Genomic DNA, 19,703 nt, shown 5'->3' on the forward strand with positions numbered 1-19,703 from the left:
ATGCGGCAGATTCGCAATTCAGCGAAGCGTTACAGACGTCCCAGATCGTTGACCAAGGCTAACAACATCACCCCGACCACCAAACTGATACCGATCTGTATCCCCCAACCTTGCACCCGATCCGACAAGGGGCGACCACGCACCCACTCGACCAGATAAAACAACAGATGCCCCCCATCCAATACTGGGATGGGCAGCAAATTCAGAACCCCCAGGCTAATACTCAGATAAGCCAGGAAATTCAGGAAATCCGCGACACCCGACTGGGCAGAAGCGCCCGCCACTTTAGCAATGGTTATCGGTCCACTCAAGTTTTTTACCGAGAGCTCGCCGAACAACATTTTCTTCAGGGATTCGAGGGTCAGCACACTCATGGTCCAGGTGCGTTTCGCAGCCTCGCCAATCGCCGCCACCGGCCCGTAACTGACCTCGCGCAGCATCGACGGCGGCCACTCCGGACTCTTCACCCCGGCGCCCAGGTAACCCCCGGCCGCCTTGGCTTCCCCACGCACCGACAGGGTCACGGGGACATCGATTTGAGCACCCTCGCGCTCAACTTTCAGCACAATTTTGGTATCAGGGCGTACACGCACCAGATCGACCACTTGCTGCCAATCGGCCAGCGCCTGACCATCAAGCGCCAACAAACGGTCGCCGGTTTTCAGGCCGGCCGCCTGGGCCGGACCTTTCGGGTCCAGCTCGGCGAGGACCGGCGGCAGGCTCGGACGCCACGGACGAATGCCCAGGGACTTGATCGGATCAGGCTCATCCGCGCCCTGGAGCCAACGGTCCAGCTTGAGCTCACGTGGCGATTCGGCCGTGGAGTCCTGCTCACGTACCACCACATTGATGGTGCCACTCTCCCCCAGGCGACGCACCAACTGCAGGTTGACCGCGCCCCAACCTGTGGTTGGCTCGCCATCAATCGCAACAATTTCCTGGCCGCTGGTCAAGCCAGCCCTGGCCGCAATACTGTCAGCCTCGACCGCACCGATGATCGGACGCAGTTGCTCGCTGCCCAGCATGGCCAAGACCCAGAAAAAAAACATCGCCAGCAGGAAGTTGGCGATCGGGCCGGCAGCAACGATGGCAATACGCTGACGAACGGTCTTGCGATTGAAGGATTGGTCCAGCTGATCGGCCGGCACTTCGCCTTCGCGCTCATCAAGCATCTTGACGTAGCCGCCCAGCGGAATCGCCGCGATCACGAACTCGGTGCCCTGGCGGTCATGCCAGCGCAGCAACGGCATGCCGAAACCGACGGAAAAGCGCAATACCTTGACGCCGCAACGACGCGCAACCCAGAAGTGGCCGAATTCGTGGAAGGTAACCAGCACGCCCAGAGCAACCAGGGTGCCGACAATCATGTAGAGCGCACTCATCTAATTTCTCCGCATTCCAATCCAGTGCCTGAAGGCTCAAACGCGCCCGCAGACTAACGCGCGTTGCGGTTCAACCATTGCTCGGCCAGGGCCCGCGCCTTTGCATCAGCCTCGAACACTGCCGCCAAATCATTTACAGCGACCACAGGCTCAAGACCCAGTACGTCCTCGATGATACTCGCGATCTGCGGAAAGCGGATGCGCCCATCAAGAAACGCCGCCACAGCCACTTCATTCGCCGCATTGAGCATCGCCGGCGCGCTGTTACCCGCCTCGGCCGCTTGCCGCGCCAGGCGCAGGCAAGGGAAACGCTGCTCGTCCGGTGCTTCGAAGTCCAGGCGGGCAATGGCAAACAGGTCCAACGGCGCCACGCCGGAATCGATCCGCTCAGGCCAGGCCAGGGCGTTGGCGATCGGCGTGCGCATATCGGGGTTACCCAGCTGCGCCAATACCGAACCGTCCACATAATCGACCAGGGAATGAATCACACTTTGTGGGTGAATCACCACCTCGACCTGATCAGGCCTGGCATCGAACAACCAGCACGCCTCGATCAACTCAAGGCCCTTGTTCATCATGCTCGCCGAGTCAACGGAGATCTTGCGCCCCATCGACCAGTTCGGATGGGCACACGCCTGGTCAGGCGAGACGTGCTCCAACTCGGCCAGCGGAGTCTGTCGGAACGGACCACCGGACGCAGTCAGCAGAATCCGGCGCACACCGACCTGGCTCAAGCCACGGGCAAAATCACCCGGCATGCACTGGAAGATTGCATTGTGCTCGCTGTCGAGCGGCAGCAACACAGCACCGCTCTTGCGCACCGCCTGCATAAAGAGTGTGCCGGACATCACCAGCGCCTCTTTATTGGCCAACAATATCTTCTTGCCGGCGTCGACAGCCGCCAAGGTTGGGCGCAGGCCCGCGGCACCCACGATGGCAGCCACAACGGTGTCTACCTCGGCATCCGCCGAGACCTGGCACAGCCCTTCCTCTGCGACCAACACCTCGGTCGCCAGGCCCGCGGCCCGCAGATCATCCTGCAAGCCTCGCGCGGCGACTGCCTCAGGCACCACGGCATAGCGAGGCGCATGGCGCACACACAGGGCCAGCAGCTCTGCCAAACGCGAGAAGCCGGTCAGGGCAAACACCTGGTAACGATCAGGATGACGAGCGATCACGTCCAGGGCGCTCAGCCCGACCGAGCCGGTGGCGCCCAGCACGGTCACCTGTTGCAGGCGGCTCACGAAGCGATCATCCACAACAGCACAGCAAAGATCGGAATAGCGGCGGTCAGGCTGTCAATACGATCCAGCACACCGCCGTGACCCGGCAGCAGGTTGCTGCTGTCCTTGATCCCAGCCTGGCGCTTGAACATGCTTTCAGTGAGATCACCCACCACCGAGATAAAGACGACGATGGCCGTACCCAGCAGGCCCAGGAAAATCTCCTTCACCGACCAGTCACGCACGAGGCCGACCACCAGCGTGATGACCAGCGTCAATGCCAGGCCGCCATACACGCCCTCCCAGCTTTTGCCGGGACTGACCGCCGGCGCCAGCTTGCGCTTGCCGAAAGCCCGACCGGAGAAGTAGGCACCAATATCGGCGCCCCACACCAATACCATTACCGCCAGAATCAGCCAATTACCGATGGGATAACGCTTGATCTCTACCAACCCCTGCCAGGCCGGCAGCAGGATCAGCAAACCGATCACCAGCTTGCAGGCAACGCTGGACCACTGGCTGCTGGTACGCGGATAGGTCAGCACCAGGAACGTCGCCAGTGCCCACCACAACACCGCTGCCCCCAGCACCCAGGGTGCGATGTCCGGCAGGATGTACATCAGGAACAGCAGAAGCGCCACGACAGCGGCGTACACCACCCGCGGCAGTTGAGCATTGAAACCCGCCAGGCGCGCCCATTCCCAGGCTCCCAGGGTCACGACCAGGCCGATAAACAGCGCAAAGCCGGAACCGTCGAGCAGGAAAAACCCACACAAGGCAATCGGCAGCAGGATCAGTGCTGTGATGATTCGTTGTTTAAGCATTTAAACCCGGGCTCCAGCTTCGATCTGCTCGCTCGTTTTACCAAAGCGACGCTGACGGGAAGCGAAATCGGCCAGCGCATTGCGCATGGCATCGTGTTTGAAGTCCGGCCAGAACAGGTCGGAGAAGTACAGCTCGGTGTAGGCCAATTGCCACAGGAGGAAATTGCTGATGCGGTGCTCGCCACCGGTACGGATGCACAAGTCCGGTAACGGCAGGTCGCCGGTCACCAGGCAGGTTTGCAACAGCTCGGGCGTGATGTCGTCCGGGCGCAGGTGACCGGCCTGTACTTCACGGGCCAAGCGTTGCGCGGCCTGGGCGATGTCCCACTGGCCGCCGTAATTGGCGGCGATCTGCAGCACAAACCGGCCGGAGCCGGCAGTAATGGCTTCAGCCTCGCGCATGGCCGCCTGCAACTCCGGATGGAACCGTGAGCGGTCACCAATGATTCGCAGGCTGATGTTGTTGTCGTTGAGGCGCTTGGCTTCGCGACGCAAAGCCTTGAAGAACAGGTCCATCAGGGCACTGACTTCATCGGCCGGGCGCTGCCAGTTTTCACTGGAGAAGGCAAAGAGGGTCAATACCTCGACCTTGGCCTCGGCGCACACCTCAATCACAGCCCGCACCGCATCGACACCCGCTTTATGCCCGGCAACACCCGGCATAAAGCGTTTTTTCGCCCAGCGATTATTCCCATCCATGATGATCGCGACGTGACGCGGCACCATAGAAGGTACAGTCTGCTTGGTCTTTTCCATGAAGGCGTCCTGACCCCTTATACGGCCATCAGGTCCTTTTCTTTTTCTTCCGTGGCCTTGGTGATCTGGGCCTCGGCATCTTTGGTCAGCTTGTCGATGTCAGCGACGGCACGACGCTCTTCGTCTTCGCTGATTTCCTTGTCCTTGACCAGCTTCTTCAGCTCACCCAGGGCATCGCGACGGATGTTACGCACCGCTACACGTGCATCTTCAGCGGCGCTGCGAGCCTGCTTGGTGAAGCCCTTACGGGTTTCTTCAGTCAGGGCCGGCATGGAGATCAACAGCAACTCGCCCAGGTTGGTCGGGTTGAGGTTCAGGCCGGCGCTCTGGATGGCCTTGTCGACAGCACCCAGCATGTTGCGCTCAAACGCTACGACCTGCAGGGTGCGCGAGTCTTTAACGGTAATGTTGGCGACGCTGCTGATCGGTGTATCGGAACCGTAGTAAGGCACCATCACGCTACCCAGGATGCTCGGGTGCGCCTTGCCGGTGCGAATCTGGCCGAATGCGTGGCTCAGGGATTCCAGGGATTTTTGCATACGCGCCTGGGCGTCTTTCTTGATTTCGTTGATCATTGTTGGCCTTCCTCGATCAGAGTCCCTTCAGCGCCGCCGTGTACGATATTCAGCAGGGCGCCGGGCTTGTTCATGTTAAATACGCGCAGCGGCATCTTGTGGTCGCGGCACAGGCAAATAGCCGTCAGGTCCATCACACCCAGCTTGCGATCCAGCACTTCATCGTAGGTCAGATGATCGAACTTCTCGGCATGCGGGTCTTTGAATGGATCTGCAGTGTATACGCCATCGACCTTGGTCGCCTTCAGCACGACGTCGGCGTCGATTTCGATCGCGCGCAGGCACGCAGCCGAATCGGTGGTGAAGAACGGGTTACCCGTGCCGGCGGCAAAGATCACCACTTCCTTGGAGTTCAGGTGGCGCATGGCTTTGCGGCGATCATAGTGATCAGTCACGCCAACCATGGAAATAGCCGACATCACGATAGCCGAGATATTGGCACGCTCCAGGGCGTCGCGCATGGCCAGGGCGTTCATCACAGTAGCCAGCATGCCCATGTGGTCGCCAGTGACCCGATCCATACCCGCCGCACTCAGTGCCGCGCCGCGGAACAGGTTACCGCCACCAATCACCAGGCCGACCTGCACACCGATGCCAACCAATTGGCCGACTTCCAGCGCCATGCGGTCGAGCACCTTGGGATCGATCCCGAACTCTTCCGAGCCCATCAGGGCCTCGCCGCTGAGCTTGAGTAGAATGCGTTTATAGCGAGCCTGATAACCACTGCCCTGCTGAGCCATTGCGAATCTCTCCTGCGGCGTATTTTAAAAATTCTTGGCGAGCCGTTTACGGCTTGCGTTCACTCTAGCTGGACGCTCTCACAGCGCCATCGGAACACGGCTTTGTAAGCCAGTTCCGAAGGGAATCCAAATAAAATTGGCCTTCCCATTTGAAAAGAGGCTGCGCGCGTGAGCGGGCAGCCTCTTTCGGGCGACAGTTGAAAACTGTCTTATTGCTTGGCGGCAGCCAGCTGGGCAGCAACTTCTTCAGCGAAGTTGTCGACCGGCTTCTCGATGCCTTCGCCTACTTTGAAGTAAGTGAAGGAAACGATTTCTGCACCGGCTTTCTTGGCCAGTTCGCCAACCTTGATTTCAGGGTTCTTGACGAACGCCTGCTCAACCAGGCTTGCTTCGGCCAGGAACTTGCTGATACGGCCTTTGACCATGTTCTCAACAATGTTTTCTGGCTTGCCTTTGATTTTTTCTTCGTTCAGCTGCAGGAACACAGCTTTTTCACGCTCGATCGCTTCGGCAGAAACTTCCGAAGGCAGCAGGAACTCAGGGTTGCTGGCTGCTACGTGCATGGCGATGTCTTTGGCCAGCTCGACGTTGCCGCCTTTCAGGACAACTGCAACACCGATCTTGTTGCCGTGCAGGTAACCACCAACAACATCACCTTCAACGCGAACCAGGCGACGGATGTTGACGTTTTCGCCAACCTTGCCGACCAGTACCAGGCGAGCAGCTTCTTGAGCTTCGATCAGAGGCTCAACGGTAGTCAGCTTGTCAGCGAATGCTTTTTCAACGCTGGCAGCAACGAATGCCTTGAAGTCATCTTGCAGAGCCAGGAAGTCGGTCTGCGAGTTCACTTCCAGCAGAACGGCGGACTTGCCGTCTTCTTTCAGAGCGATCGCGCCTTCAGCAGCTACGTTGCCTGCTTTCTTGGCAGCCTTGATGGCGCCGGAAGCACGCATGTCATCAATGGCTTTTTCGATGTCGCCGTCAGCCTTTTCCAGGGCTTTCTTGCAATCCATCATGCCTTCGCCGGTACGCTCACGCAGTTCTTTAACCAACGCTGCAGTAATTGCTGCCATTTTCAAATTCCTCTTGGATAGGTTTTCAACCATTCCACCCGATCGAACGGGGGATCAATTCTTCCCGAACCACCTTTGTAGGCCGCTGCACGTTACAGATGATGTAGCTGCGCTGCCGACAAATGGTTTTCGAGGTGGCAAAAAGGGGGCCAAGCCCCCTTTTTGCTTACTGAGTCAACGCCAGGGCGTCAATTACTCAGCTGCGGCTACCGGAGCTTCTTCAACGAACTGCTCGGTACCACCAGCAACGTGGTTGCGACCACGGATTACAGCGTCAGCCATCGAACCCATGTACAGCTGGATAGCGCGGATTGCGTCATCGTTGCCTGGGATGATGTAGTCAACGCCTTCCGGGCTGCTGTTGGTATCGACTACGCCGATAACAGGGATGCCCAGCTTGTTGGCTTCGGTGATCGCGATGCGCTCGTGATCAACGTCGATAACGAACAGTGCGTCAGGCAGACCGCCCATGTCCTTGATACCACCCAGGGAACGATCGAGCTTTTCCAGGTCACGGGAGCGCATCAGCGCTTCTTTCTTGGTCAGCTTGGCGAAAGTACCGTCTTCGGCTTGTACTTCAAGGTCACGCAGACGCTTGATGGAAGCACGGATGGTTTTGAAGTTGGTCAGCATGCCGCCCAACCAGCGGTGATCGACGTACGGCGAACCGCAACGTGCTGCTTCTTCAGCAACGATCTTGCCAGCGGAACGCTTGGTGCCGACGAACAGAATCTTGTTTTTGCCCTGGGCCAGGCGCTCTACGAAAGTCAGAGCTTCGTTGAACATTGGCAGGGTTTTTTCAAGGTTGATGATGTGGATCTTGTTACGTGCGCCGAAAATGTATTTACCCATTTTCGGGTTCCAGTAACGGGTCTGGTGACCGAAGTGCACACCGGCCTTCAGCATATCGCGCATGTTGACTTGGGACATGATAGTTCCTTAATAAGTCGGGTTTGGCCTCCACGTATCCCAATGACCAACCAGCGGCATCAAGGCCTCCGGCACCCAGGTCATCGTGTCGACACGTGTGTGGATTTAAGCTTTGCGGGGTATCCCCGGAAAGCGGCGCATTTTATACCACAGCATCGACGAAAACGAAACCCGCAATCACATTTGCCGCCCAGCGCATTTACCCAAGCCCTTGAATAGAGCCAACATCACCCTACCTTATAGAGAGAAGCGATCATCAGGGGCTCATGATTTGACGCCAGCGTCTGTTAGAATCGCGTTTTTTGGGGCTTGTGCGAATTCTGTAACCTTTTGTCGCACGCCCGTGAACCGTATTGATTTCAGCGCGTCGCGCTAGAGAGAGCCTGTATGACCGTTAGTTTGAAAACCGCCGAAGACATTGCTGGCATGCGCATCGCCGGCAAACTGGCTGCCGACGTACTGGAAATGATTGCAGAACACGTCAAGCCCGGCGTCACCACCGAAACCCTGAACCAGATCTGCCACGACTATATAGTCAACGTGCAGGGCGCCATCCCCGCGCCGTTGAACTACAAGGGTTTCCCCAAGTCGATCTGCACCTCGGTCAACCACGTGGTCTGCCACGGGATTCCGGGCGACAAGCCGTTGAAGGACGGCGACACCCTGAACATCGACGTCACCGTGATCAAGGACCGCTACTTCGGCGACACCAGCCGCATGTTCCACGTCGGCACCGTGCCGGTCTGGGCCGAGCGCCTGTCCCAGGTCACCCAGGAATGCATGTACAAGGCCATCGAAATCGTCAAGCCAGGCTGCCGCCTGGGCGACATCGGTGAAGTGATCCAGAAGCACGCGGAAAAGAACGGCTTCTCGGTGGTCCGCGAATTCTGTGGCCACGGCATCGGCACTGTGTTCCACGAAGAACCGCAGATCCTGCACTACGGCCGCGCCGGCACCGGCATGGAACTGAAGGCCGGCATGACCTTCACCATCGAACCGATGATCAACCAGGGCAAGGCCGACACCAAGGTACTGGGCGACGGCTGGACCGCCATTACCAAGGACCGCAAGCTCTCGGCCCAGTGGGAACACACCCTGCTGGTCACGGAAACCGGCTACGAGATCTTCACCCTGCGCGCCGACGACACGATCCCACGCGTTTCGGCTGCCGTTTAGGTATAAGCAGGGTTGCTCAGGTTTTCCCACAGCGTGTTGTGACTGACTGAATAGATAGAAAGGAAAGCCGATCGATGCCCCAGGTGGATCCCGAACTCTTCGACCGTGGCCAGTTCCAGGCCGAACTGGCCCTGAAGGCAAGCCCCATTGCCGCTTTCAAGAAGGCGATCCGCCAGGCCCGCGAGGTGCTCGATGAGCGCTTTCGCAACGGTCGCGATATTCGCAGGCTGATCGAAGATCGCGCCTGGTTCGTCGACAACATCCTGCAAAAGGCCTGGGAGCAGTTCAACTGGAGCGAGGACGCCGACATCGCCCTGGTGGCCGTCGGCGGCTATGGGCGTGGGGAGCTGCACCCCTACTCCGACATCGACCTGCTGATCCTGCTGGACAGCGCCGACCATGAGATCTTTCGCGATTCCATCGAGCGCTTTCTGACGCTGCTGTGGGACATCGGCCTGGAAGTCGGCCAGAGCGTGCGCTCCGTCGACGAATGCGCCGAAGAGGCCCGCGCCGACCTCACCGTCATCACCAACCTGATGGAAAGCCGCACCATCGCCGGCCCCGAGCGCTTGCGCCAACGCATGCTCGAAGTCACCAGCACTGCGCACATGTGGCCGAGCAAGGATTTTTTCCTCGCCAAGCGCGCCGAACAGAAAGCCCGCCACCACAAGTACAACGACACCGAATACAACCTGGAACCCAACGTCAAAGGCTCGCCCGGCGGGCTGCGGGACATCCAGACGATTCTGTGGGTGGCCCGTCGCCAGTACGGCACCCTGAACCTGCGCGCCCTGGCTGGCGAAGGCTTCCTGGTAGAGAGCGAAAACGCCCTGCTGGCCTCGTCCCAGGAATTCCTGTGGAAAGTGCGCTACGCCCTGCACATGCTCGCCGGGCGCTCCGAAGACCGCCTGTTGTTCGACCATCAACGCTCCATCGCCACCCTGCTGGGCTTTGAGGGCGAGGACGCGAAGACCAGCATCGAAAGCTTCATGCAGCAGTACTACCGGGTGGTCATGAGCATTGCCCAGCTCAGCGACCTGATCATCCAGCACTTCGAAGAGGTGATCCTGGCTCCCGAAGACGAAGCGCCGCCGCAGCCGATCAATGCGCGCTTCCAGCTGCACGATGGCTATATCGAGGCCCGCAACGACAACGTGTTCCGGCGCACGCCGTTCGCCATGCTGGAAATCTTCGTGCTGATGGCCCAGCAGCCGGAAATCAAAGGCGTGCGCGCCGACACCATCCGCCTGCTGCGGGAGAACCGTCACCTGATCGACGATGAGTTCCGCAACGACATCCGCAACACCAGCCTGTTTATCGAGCTGTTCAAGTGCAAGATCGGCATCCACCGCAACCTGCGCCGGATGAACCGTTACGGCATCCTCGGGCGCTACCTGCCGGAGTTCGGTTTTATCGTCGGGCAGATGCAGCACGACCTGTTCCACATCTACACCGTGGACGCCCACACTCTGAACCTGATCAAGCACCTGCGTAAGTTGCAGTACACCCAGGTATCAGAGAAATTCCCGCTGGCCAGTAAGCTGATGGCCAAGCTGCCCAAGCCCGAACTGATCTACCTGGCCGGCCTGTACCATGACATCGGCAAAGGTCGGCATGGCGATCACTCGGAAGTCGGCGCCGTCGACGCCGAGGCGTTCTGCCAGCGCCACCAGTTGCCGCTGTGGGACAGCCGCCTGATCGTCTGGCTGGTACAAAACCACCTGGTGATGTCGACCACCGCCCAGCGCAAGGACTTGTCCGACCCGCAGGTGATCCACGATTTCGCTGGCATCGTCGGCGACGAAACCCGCCTCGACTACCTGTACGTGCTGACCGTCTCCGACATCAACGCCACCAACCCGACCCTGTGGAACTCCTGGCGCGCCAGCCTGTTGCGCCAGCTCTACACCGAGACCAAGCGTGCCTTGCGCCGCGGCCTGGAAAACCCGGTCGACCGCGAAGAACAGATCCGTCGCACTCAAAGCGCGGCGCTGGACATCCTGGTACGTGGTGGCAATGACCCGGACGACGTCGAGCAACTGTGGTCGCAACTGGGCGACGATTACTTCCTGCGCCACACCGCCGGCGACGTGGCCTGGCACAGTGACGCGATCCTGCAGCAGCCGGCCGATGGCGGCCCACTGGTGTTGATCAAGGAAACCACCCAGCGCGAATTCGAAGGCGGTACGCAGATCTTCATCTACGCGCCGGACCAGCACGACTTCTTTGCCGTGACCGTGGCGGCCATGGACCAGCTCAACCTGAACATCCATGACGCGCGAGTGATCACCTCCAGCAGCCAGTTCACCCTCGACACCTACATCGTGCTCGACACCGAAGGCGAGTCAATCGGCGACAACCCGGCACGGGTGAAAAAAATCCGCGAAGGCCTGACCGAGGCCCTGCGCAACCCGGACGACTACCCGACCATCATCCAGCGCCGGGTGCCGCGCCAGCTCAAACACTTTGCGTTTGCGCCCCAGGTGACCATTTCCAACGACGCCCAGCGCCCGGTCACGGTGCTGGAGCTCAGCGCGCCGGACCGTCCAGGCCTGCTGGCACGCATCGGCGGGATATTCCTGGAGTTCGACCTGTCGCTGCAGAACGCCAAGATTGCGACCCTTGGTGAGCGCGTGGAAGACGTGTTCTTCATCACCGACGCCGACAACCAGCCGCTGTCCGACCCTGAGCTGTGCCTGCGCTTGCAGGAAGCCATCGTCCAGCAACTGAGCGTGCCCCAGGAGCCCGGCGTCGAACTGACGCGCCTGACCATTTGAATTGTTAACTTTGTGAACACGATCCCTGTGGGAGCTGGCTTGCCTGCGATGCGGGCGCCGCGGTGCAACAGATGACTGGCGGCGATGCGATCGCAGGCAAGCCAGCCCCCACAGGTTCGGTGCTCACCGTGATAGAGGCTTACATGAACAACGCCCTGAACCAGTTGCAACCCTACCCGTTCGAGAAACTGCGCGCCCTGCTCGGCAGCGTCACGCCGAACCCGGACAAGCGCCCGATTGCGCTGTCCATCGGCGAACCCAAGCACAAGTCCCCGGAATTCGTGGCCAAGGCCCTGGCCGACAACCTCGATCAGATGGCCGTCTACCCAACCACCCTGGGCATCCCGGCCCTGCGCGAGGCCATCGGCGCCTGGTGCGAACGCCGCTTCGACGTGCCCAAGGGCTGGCTCGACCCGGCACGCAATATCCTACCGGTCAACGGCACCCGTGAAGCGCTGTTCGCCTTCACCCAGACCGTGGTAAACCGTGGCGACGACGCGCTGGTGGTCAGCCCGAACCCGTTCTACCAGATCTACGAAGGTGCTGCGTTCCTGGCCGGGGCCAAGCCGCATTACCTGCCATGCCTGGATGCCAACGGCTTCAACCCGGACTTCGACGCCGTGACCCCGGACATCTGGAAACGCTGCCAGATCCTGTTCCTGTGCTCCCCCGGCAACCCGACCGGTGCGCTGATCCCGGTCGACACCCTGAAGAAGCTCATCGCCCTGGCCGACGAATACGACTTCGTGATCGCCGCCGACGAGTGCTACAGCGAGCTGTACTTCGACGAACAGACCCCGCCGCCGGGCCTGCTGAGCGCCTGCGTCGAACTCGGCCGCCAGGACTTCAAGCGTTGCGTGGTGTTCCACAGCCTGTCCAAGCGCTCCAACCTGCCGGGCCTGCGCTCGGGTTTCGTGGCCGGTGACGCCGACATCCTCAAGGCCTTCCTGCTGTACCGCACCTACCACGGTTGCGCGATGCCAGTGCAAACCCAACTGGCCAGCATTGCCGCCTGGCAGGACGAGGCCCACGTCTTGGCCAACCGTGACCTGTACCGCGAGAAGTTCGACGCGGTGCTGGCCATCCTCAAGCCAGTACTGGACGTACAAAGCCCGGACGGTGGTTTCTACCTGTGGCCGAATGTAAAGGGCGACGATGCCGCGTTCTGCCGTGACCTGTTCGTGGAAGAACACGTGACCGTGGTGCCAGGTTCTTACCTATCGCGGGAAGTGGACGGTTTCAACCCTGGCGCCGGGCGTGTGCGCCTAGCGCTGGTTGCACCGTTGGCGGAGTGTGTGGAAGCGGCGGAGCGGATTCGCGATTTCATTCAGCGTCGCAAGTAACCCTGTAATACCCGCACTGTGCAACGCAGTGCGGGGCATCCAGGCGCACGTCGAGACTGAGCACTTTGCTCACTGCACATGGAACCAGACTTCAGGACTTACCACCCAACGGACGGACTCATAAACTGAATGGATGCTCTTGCCGGCCGACGACGGTCCTGGAACATTAATGATCAATAATCTCTCGCGCTACTCTTACAACATCCCCGCACTCCCATCCCCCCAAACAGCCGCCCCCGTGCTGATCAGGCACGAACGTGGCATTGCCTCGACCCAACACTTATGGCCCCAAGGCTCAACGCTTAATATTTCATTGTTCGACATGCCGGATAAAGCAAAAGAATACATAAAGAAAAATATTAATCTTTGGCAGCCTTATACAAACTTGAAGTTCAACTTTATCAACACCAATGACGGTGACATTCGAATATCGGGCAAAAATGACGGTACAGGCAATTGGTCGGTCATTGGCACAGAGGCAAAACAAATGCCTCTGCACGAACCCACCCTGCACATCGACCTGGTGCAGACTGCCGATATGCTCAACCACTCAATACGGCACGAATTCGGGCACGCATTGGGGCTGTTGCATGAACACCAACATCCGGATAACGACATACAGTGGAACAAGGAAAAACTGTACTCGGAATCCGAAAGTCTTGGTCATACAAAAGAGGTCACCGACGAGAATTTTCTAAACCCTCCCGATTCGAGCACCACTCTCACATCAGCCTACGACTCAAAGTCAGTGATGCACTACAAAGTTCCGCCGCACGTAACAACCAATGGCGTCGGCGTGGATTTCAATGAGGATATATCGGAAGGCGATAAGCAATTTATCGCGCTCCTATACCCACCCGCTTCCGTCGACAAACCAGTGATCCATTTATTGGCCGATTGATATTCAGCCAGGTGAGGACACCACGCCTGCACGCTGCCAGTAAGGTGCGAGGTATAGGATACTGACGGGTCATTTCAGCGAGCCCAGGTTCGCCTCGCTCATATCCAACTCGGCCAACACCTCCCGCAACACGTCATCACCAATCTGGTGATGACGGCTCAAGCTATACAACTCCAGGCGCTGCGCCCGCAGGGCCTTGAGGCGTAACTTGCGCTCAAGCAGGTCCATCTGGCGAGCCAGCGCCTGGGCTTCGGCGGAGTCGTTGAACACGTCCAACTGGTGGCGATACTCCGACATCAGGCGTGCCTTCAACTCAGCAGCAAGCGCGGCCTGGGCGGCGTCCTGGTTGTCGCTTTCCACAGGCTCTTCGGCTTCCAGGGCATGGATCGCGGCCACGGCGGTTTTCTTCCAGGCCTCGCGAACCTCGTTGTGGCGCTTCTCATCGGGGCTCTTTTCGACGCCGCGCAACAACAGCGGCAAGGCGATGCAGGCGGCGACCAGCGACAGCAGGATCACGCCAGCGGCGATAAAGATCAGCAAGTCGCGCTCAGGGAAGGCCTGGCCCGGCGCCAGCAGCAACGGCACCGACATCACACCCGCCAGGGTCACCGCCCCCCGCACACCGCCGACCGTCAGAAGCCAGCATGAGCGCGCGGTCGGCACCAGGGTCAGCTCACTTTTCCCACGCAGCCTGCGCAACAAACCCGACAGCCGCCAGATGCTCTGCACCCAGATAAATCGCAGCACCAGCAACACCAGGAAGATCGCGATCACGTCCAGGCAGCGATACAACAACGTCGGCCACAGCGTCGGCTCATGACTGACCACCGCCTTGATGATGTCCGGCAGTTGCAAGCCCAGCAGCAGGAAGATCAAGCCGTTGAAAGCAAACTCCAACAGCGACCAGACGCTGCGATTGAGCAAGCGCGTACTGGTCTGGCGCGGCAACAGGTCGAGCCAGCTTTGCATCATGCCCGCTGCCACCGCCGAGAGAATCCCCGATGCCCCCAAACGCTCAGCCAGCACATACGCGGCGAAGGGCAGCAGCAACATGAACACCACGTGAGTCGCCGGGTCGTCCCAACCCCGCGCGATCATCCACGCACGCAAGCGACCGACCAGCCAGCTCAACGCCACGCCAACGGCCAAGCCGCCGGCGGCCACCAACACAAACGTGAGGCCGGCATCCGCCAGGGAAAACACTCCGGTCAACGCCGCAGCCAGGGCGAACTTGAACGTCACCAGGCCCGAAGCATCATTCATCAAGGCCTCCCCCTGAAGCATATGCATCAACGGCGTGGGCAAACGATTCTGGGAAATGGCCGACACTGCCACGGCATCCGTCGGCGACAGCACTGCCGCCAGGGCGAAGGCCACAGGCAGTGGGATCGTAGGCAAAAGCCAATGAATGAAGTAACCGGCGCCGACCACGGTAAACAGCACCAGCCCCACCGCCAACGTCAGGATCGGCCCGCGCAGCCGCCACAACTCACGCTTGGGCATGCGCCAGCCATCGGAAAACAACAGCGGCGGCAGGAACAGAAACAGGAACAACTCCGGGTCAAGCGCCACATGCAACCCCAGCGTCGGCCAGGCCAGCAAGGCGCCTGCGCCGATCTGCACCAAGGGCAACGGCAAAGGAATGACACGCCCGACCAGACGCGAAACGCTGACCAGCATCAGCATGATTAGAACGGTATAGGCGGTTTGCATAACGCGGGGTTCCCGGACAATCGACTTGCTATGAAACACATAAGGCAATGCCGCGCCTTTGAAGTGCCATATTAGCCAGCTATGTTACCTGCCTCGGCTGCCGCCCGGCATTTGCACATAAGTCGCACGCTGGCATGACGAGCGGCACCACAGGCCGCCGGTCGTGGCATAATCCGTGACCTTGCGTTTTCATTGGTCCAAAGGGGGGCAATTCCTTGACCGTTTCAAGCAAAACCTTGCACCTTTTCGGCATCAAAGCCTGCGACACCATGAAAAAGGCGCGCACCTGGCTCGATGAGCACGGGGTGAGCTACGAGTTCCACGACTACAAAACGGCCGGTATCGACCGCGAACACTTGACCCAATGGTGCAATGAGCACGGTTGGCAGGTGGTTTTGAACCGTGCGGGCACCACCTTTCGCAAACTCGAAGACGAACGCAAAGCCGATCTCGATCAGTCGAAAGCCATTGAATTGATGCTCGCACAACCCTCGATGATCAAGCGCCCGGTGCTCGATCTCGGTGACAGAACCCTGATTGGCTTCAAGCCAGATAGCTATTCGGCGGCCCTCAAGTAGGCCAGCCCTTTCCATTTTTGTAGAGGTAACAGCATGTCCAATTCCCTGTTCAGCCTGGGCTTCGGCGTCGGCACTCAGAACCGCCAAGGTGCTTGGCTGGAAGTGTTTTACGCACAACCGCTGCTCAACCCGTCGGCAGAGATCGTCGCCGCCATCGCGCCGATCCTCGGCTACACCGAAGGCAACCAGGCGATCACCTTCACCATCAGCCAGGCGCTGCAACTGGCCGATGCACTCAAGAACGTCGACGCCACCCAGGCTGCACTGCTCAATCGCCTGGCTGAAAGCCACACCCCGCTGGTCGCCACCCTGCTGGCCGAAGACGCCGCGCTGACCTCCACGCCTGAGGCCTACCTCAAGCTGCACCTGCTGTCCCATCGCCTGGTCAAGCCCCACGGCCTGAGCCTGGCCGGTGTGTTCCCGCAGCTGCCGAACGTGGCGTGGACCAGCCAGGGCGCGATCGATCTCGGCGAACTGCCAGAGCGCCAGCTGGAAGCCCGCCTGCGTGGCGAGCTGCTGGAAGTGTTCTCGGTGGACAAGTTCCCGAAAATGACCGACTACGTGGTCCCGACCGGCGTGCGTATCGCTGACGCCGCGCGGATCCGCCTCGGCGCCTACGTGGGCGAAGGCACCACCGTGATGCACGAAGGCTTCGTCAACTTCAACGCCGGCACCGAAGGCCCGGGCATGATCGAAGGCCGTGTGTCGGCTGGCGTGTTCGTCGGCAAGGGTTCCGACCTGGGCGGCGGTTGCTCCACCATGGGTACCCTGTCGGGCGGCGGCAACATCGTAATCAAGGTGGGCGAAGGCTGCCTGATCGGCGCGAACGCCGGTATCGGTATCCCGTTGGGCGACCGCAACACCGTGGAATCGGGCCTGTACGTCACCGCCGGGACCAAGGTCGCGCTGCTGGACGAGCAGAACCAACTGGTCAAGGTGGTCAAGGCACGTGATCTGGCCGGCCAGCCGGACCTGCTGTTCCGCCGCAACTCCGAGACCGGTGCCGTGGAGTGCAAAACCCACAAATCGGCCATCGAACTGAACGAAGCGCTGCACGCTCACAACTAAGCAGCCACTCGATGCCACTAGCGGGCCCCGACCCTGGGGCTCGCTTATACGAGTCTTGAACACCATGCTAGTGCCCTCTCCCTGGCGCGCCGATTTCCCGGCCATCGCCACCCTGCAACGGCAAGACCAGACCTACCTGGACAACGCCGCAACCACGCAAAAACCCCAGGCCTTGCTGGACGCCATCAGCCATTACTACGCCAATGGCGCAGCCAATGTGCACCGCGCCCAGCACCTGCCGGGGGCCCATGCGACCCAGGCATTCGAAGACAGCCGCAGCAAGGTCGCGCAGTGGCTGAACGCAGGCGACAGCGGGCAGATCGTCTTCACCCACGGCGCAACCTCTGCGCTGAACCTCTTGGCCTATGGCCTGGAGCATCTATTCAATGCGGGCGATGAGATTGTCATCAGCGCCCTGGAACACCACGCCAACCTGTTGCCCTGGCAGCAACTGGCCAAACGCCGCGCGCTGACGCTGGTGGTATTGCCACTGGGCGATGACGGCGTGATCGACCTCGCCGCCGCCAGTGAGTTGATCGGCCCGCGCACGCGCCTGCTGGCGGTGAGCCAGCTGTCCAACGTACTCGGCGCCTGGCAGCCGTTGGACGCCTTGCTCGCACTGGCCAAGGCCCATGGCGCCCTGAGCGTGGTGGACGGCGCCCAGGGCATCGTCCACGGCCGCCACGACGTGCAGGCCCTGGCTTGCGATTTCTACGTTTTCTCCAGCCACAAACTCTACGGCCCGGATGGCGTCGGCGTGTTGTTTGGCCGCAATGAAGCGCTGCATCACCTGCGCCACTGGCAGTTCGGCGGCGAGATGGTGCAACAGGCCGATTACCACAGCGCCAGCTTCCGTCCGGCGCCCCTGGGGTTTGAAGCCGGTACGCCGCCGATTGCAGGCGTGATCGGCCTGGGCGCCAGCCTGGATTACCTGAGTTCACTTCACGCCGACGCCGTGATCGCCCATGAAGCGGCCCTGCACGACTACCTGTTGCGCGGGCTCAAAGCACGCAACGGCGTACAGGTATTGGGATCGCCCCAGGTGGCCCTGGTCAGCTTCGTGGTCGAAGGCGTGCACAACGCTGATCTCGCCCACCTGCTGACTGAACAAGGTATTGCCGTGCGCGCCGGGCACCATTGCGCGATGCCGTTGCTCAAGGCGATGCATTTGTCGGGGGCAATCCGTGTATCGCTGGCGCTGTATAACGATTCCGACGATCTGGAGCGCTTTTTTGAAGCACTGGATCAGGCGCTGGATATGCTGCGATGAGCCTGCCGGTGGAGGCAGTCGCTGCACTGGAGGCCTTCCAGGCGGTAGGCAGTTGGGAACAGCGCGCGCGCATGCTGATGCAATGGGGCGAGCGTTTGCCGGCCCTGGCCGCGGAAGATAAAGTTGACGCCAACCTGGTGCAGGGCTGTGAAAGCCTGGTGTGGTTGGTGGGGCGCTTGCAAGACGGGCATTGGCAGTTTGCTGCCGCCAGTGATGCACGGATGATTCGGGGACTGGTGGCGTTGCTGCTGGCGCGGGTAAATGGGTTGTCGGCCGTTGAACTGCAAGCCGTCGATCTGCACGACTGGTTCAATCAATTAGGACTTTCCCGCCAATTATCATCGTCGCGCAGCAATGGCTTGAATGCAGTGCTGCAGCGCATGCGAGAACTAAGCCGTACACAAGGCTAACTGTGGGAGCGGGCTTGCTCGCGAAAGCAGTGTGCCAGTCGATACATCATTGCCTGAACCAGCGCATTCGCGAGCAAGCCCGCTCCCACATTTTGAATTGTGCAAGGTTCTGGAACCTAGGCGGGTTTAACACGCTCTGAAGGCCTGCGCACCCCGGCCACAATCTTGTCCACGGCCTTGGTCGCCGCCACCATGCCGAACGTGGCCGTCACCATCATCACCGCCCCAAACCCACCGGCACAGTCCAGCTTCACCCCATCGCCGACAAAACTCTTCTGCAAACAGATGCTGCCATCCGGCTTGGGATAGCGCAGCTGCTCGGTGGAGAACACGCACGGCACGCTGTAATGGCGCGTCACGGTGCGCGAGAAACCGTAGTCCCGACGCAAGGTCGAGCGCACTTTCGACGCCAGCGGGTCGTTGAACGTGCGGTTCAGGTCACACACCTGGATCAGCGTCGGGTCGATCTGCCCGCCGGCGCCGCCAGTGGTGATGATCTGGATCTTGCGGCGCTTGCACCAGGCGATCAGCGCCGCCTTGGCATTCACGGCATCGATGCAGTCGATCACGCAGTCGATGTTCGGCGTGATGTATTCGGCCATGGTGTCGCGGGTGACGAAGTCCGCCACCGCATGCACCACGCAATTCGGATTGATGCCGCGCAAGCGATCGGCCATCACCTCGACTTTGGGTTTGCCTACGGTGCTGTCCAGCGCATGCAACTGGCGGTTGCTGTTGCTGACGCACACGTCATCCAGGTCAAACAGCGAAATCTCGCCCACACCGCAACGGGCCATGGCTTCCGCCGCCCAGGAGCCCACGCCGCCGACGCCGACGATCGCCACATGGGCCGCTTTCAAGCGTTCCAGGCCTTCAATGCCATACAAGCGGGCGACGCCTGCAAACCGTGGATCTTCTGTACTCATGACCATTACCCCAAAAACCGGCGCGCATTATGGACTAC

At 60.2% G+C, this 19,703-nt stretch carries 18 protein-coding genes; 8 read left to right on the plus strand and 10 right to left on the minus strand.

Translation table 11 applies throughout. The annotated features are described in order from the left end of the window. Nucleotides 1–29: 29 nt before the first annotated feature. The 8 genes from rseP to rpsB form a co-directional block, all read right to left on the minus strand. Nucleotides 30–1,382, minus strand: coding sequence for a sigma E protease regulator RseP (gene rseP / locus OPU96_RS18970; protein WP_226455872.1), 1,353 nt, complete (start codon nucleotides 1,380–1,382; stop codon nucleotides 30–32). A 53-nt stretch (nucleotides 1,383–1,435) separates the two neighbouring features. Next, entirely contained in the window at nucleotides 1,436–2,626 is a 1,191-nt protein-coding gene (gene ispC / locus OPU96_RS18975) for a 1-deoxy-D-xylulose-5-phosphate reductoisomerase (protein WP_305392186.1), read from the minus strand. Further along, a complete protein-coding gene (locus OPU96_RS18980) occupies nucleotides 2,623–3,429 on the minus strand; it encodes a phosphatidate cytidylyltransferase (protein WP_226455874.1) in 807 nt (268 codons plus the stop codon). Before OPU96_RS18980 ends, ispC begins: the two co-directional genes overlap by 4 nt. Further along, nucleotides 3,430–4,185, minus strand: a complete 756-nt coding sequence (gene uppS, locus OPU96_RS18985; RefSeq protein WP_226455875.1) for a polyprenyl diphosphate synthase — start codon at nucleotides 4,183–4,185, stop codon at nucleotides 3,430–3,432. Between the two features lie 17 nt (nucleotides 4,186–4,202). Then, entirely contained in the window at nucleotides 4,203–4,760 is a 558-nt protein-coding gene (gene frr / locus OPU96_RS18990; protein ID WP_192299353.1) for a ribosome recycling factor, read from the minus strand. Further along, complete coding sequence (gene pyrH, locus OPU96_RS18995) at nucleotides 4,757–5,500, minus strand: UMP kinase (RefSeq protein WP_003189161.1); 744 nt, start codon at nucleotides 5,498–5,500, stop codon at nucleotides 4,757–4,759. Before pyrH ends, frr begins: the two co-directional genes overlap by 4 nt. 209 nt (nucleotides 5,501–5,709) lie before the next feature. Continuing rightward, nucleotides 5,710–6,573, minus strand: a complete 864-nt coding sequence (tsf, locus tag OPU96_RS19000; RefSeq protein ID WP_017739118.1) for a translation elongation factor Ts — start codon at nucleotides 6,571–6,573, stop codon at nucleotides 5,710–5,712. A gap of 192 nt (nucleotides 6,574–6,765) precedes the next feature. Beyond that, nucleotides 6,766–7,503 carry a 30S ribosomal protein S2 gene (gene rpsB / locus OPU96_RS19005; RefSeq protein WP_003189158.1) on the minus strand — a complete coding sequence of 246 codons (738 nt, stop codon included), beginning with the start codon at nucleotides 7,501–7,503 and terminating at the stop codon, nucleotides 6,766–6,768. Between the two features lie 387 nt (nucleotides 7,504–7,890). Here rpsB and map point away from each other — a divergent pair, with 387 nt between their 5' ends. The 4 genes from map to OPU96_RS19025 all read left to right on the plus strand — a co-directional run bounded on the left by map (nucleotide 7,891) and on the right by OPU96_RS19025 (nucleotide 13,700). Further along, the gene (map, locus tag OPU96_RS19010) at nucleotides 7,891–8,679 is read left to right on the plus strand and encodes a type I methionyl aminopeptidase (RefSeq protein WP_135287993.1); all 789 of its coding nucleotides are present in this window, start codon (nucleotides 7,891–7,893) and stop codon (nucleotides 8,677–8,679) included. 74 nt (nucleotides 8,680–8,753) lie between these two features. After that, nucleotides 8,754–11,456 (plus strand): [protein-PII] uridylyltransferase, encoded by a 2,703-nt coding sequence (locus tag OPU96_RS19015; protein WP_192299354.1) that lies wholly within the window; start codon nucleotides 8,754–8,756, stop codon nucleotides 11,454–11,456. Between the two features lie 143 nt (nucleotides 11,457–11,599). Beyond that, nucleotides 11,600–12,799 carry a succinyldiaminopimelate transaminase gene (gene dapC / locus OPU96_RS19020; protein ID WP_226455877.1) on the plus strand — a complete coding sequence of 400 codons (1,200 nt, stop codon included), beginning with the start codon at nucleotides 11,600–11,602 and terminating at the stop codon, nucleotides 12,797–12,799. A gap of 169 nt (nucleotides 12,800–12,968) precedes the next feature. Next, nucleotides 12,969–13,700: a M12 family metallopeptidase gene (locus OPU96_RS19025; RefSeq protein ID WP_305392185.1), complete on the plus strand. Its 732-nt coding sequence runs from the start codon at nucleotides 12,969–12,971 to the stop codon at nucleotides 13,698–13,700. Nucleotides 13,701–13,769: 69 nt separating this feature from the next. Here OPU96_RS19025 and OPU96_RS19030 read toward each other — a convergent pair whose 3' ends face one another. Next, nucleotides 13,770–15,413, minus strand: coding sequence for a Na+/H+ antiporter (locus OPU96_RS19030; RefSeq protein ID WP_305392184.1), 1,644 nt, complete (start codon nucleotides 15,411–15,413; stop codon nucleotides 13,770–13,772). A 215-nt stretch (nucleotides 15,414–15,628) separates the two neighbouring features. Here OPU96_RS19030 and OPU96_RS19035 point away from each other — a divergent pair, with 215 nt between their 5' ends. The 4 genes from OPU96_RS19035 to OPU96_RS19050 all read left to right on the plus strand — a co-directional run bounded on the left by OPU96_RS19035 (nucleotide 15,629) and on the right by OPU96_RS19050 (nucleotide 18,739). Then, nucleotides 15,629–15,991 (plus strand): ArsC family reductase, encoded by a 363-nt coding sequence (locus OPU96_RS19035; RefSeq protein ID WP_065903097.1) that lies wholly within the window; start codon nucleotides 15,629–15,631, stop codon nucleotides 15,989–15,991. Nucleotides 15,992–16,024: 33 nt separating this feature from the next. After that, nucleotides 16,025–17,059 carry a 2,3,4,5-tetrahydropyridine-2,6-dicarboxylate N-succinyltransferase gene (gene dapD, locus OPU96_RS19040; RefSeq protein ID WP_192299357.1) on the plus strand — a complete coding sequence of 345 codons (1,035 nt, stop codon included), beginning with the start codon at nucleotides 16,025–16,027 and terminating at the stop codon, nucleotides 17,057–17,059. 64 nt (nucleotides 17,060–17,123) lie between these two features. Beyond that, on the plus strand, nucleotides 17,124–18,329 hold the full coding sequence (locus OPU96_RS19045) for an aminotransferase class V-fold PLP-dependent enzyme (RefSeq protein WP_226455881.1): 1,206 nt from the start codon (nucleotides 17,124–17,126) through the stop codon (nucleotides 18,327–18,329). Then, nucleotides 18,326–18,739, plus strand: coding sequence for a SufE family protein (locus OPU96_RS19050; RefSeq protein ID WP_305392182.1), 414 nt, complete (start codon nucleotides 18,326–18,328; stop codon nucleotides 18,737–18,739). Before OPU96_RS19045 ends, OPU96_RS19050 begins: the two co-directional genes overlap by 4 nt. Before the next feature lie 116 nt (nucleotides 18,740–18,855). Here the strand turns inward: OPU96_RS19050 and tcdA are convergent, their stop codons facing one another. After that, the gene (gene tcdA / locus OPU96_RS19055) at nucleotides 18,856–19,665 is read right to left on the minus strand and encodes a tRNA cyclic N6-threonylcarbamoyladenosine(37) synthase TcdA (RefSeq protein WP_498559512.1); all 810 of its coding nucleotides are present in this window, start codon (nucleotides 19,663–19,665) and stop codon (nucleotides 18,856–18,858) included. Nucleotides 19,666–19,703 lie beyond the last annotated feature (38 nt).

The organism is Pseudomonas sp. RP-B7 (assembly GCF_059803535.1).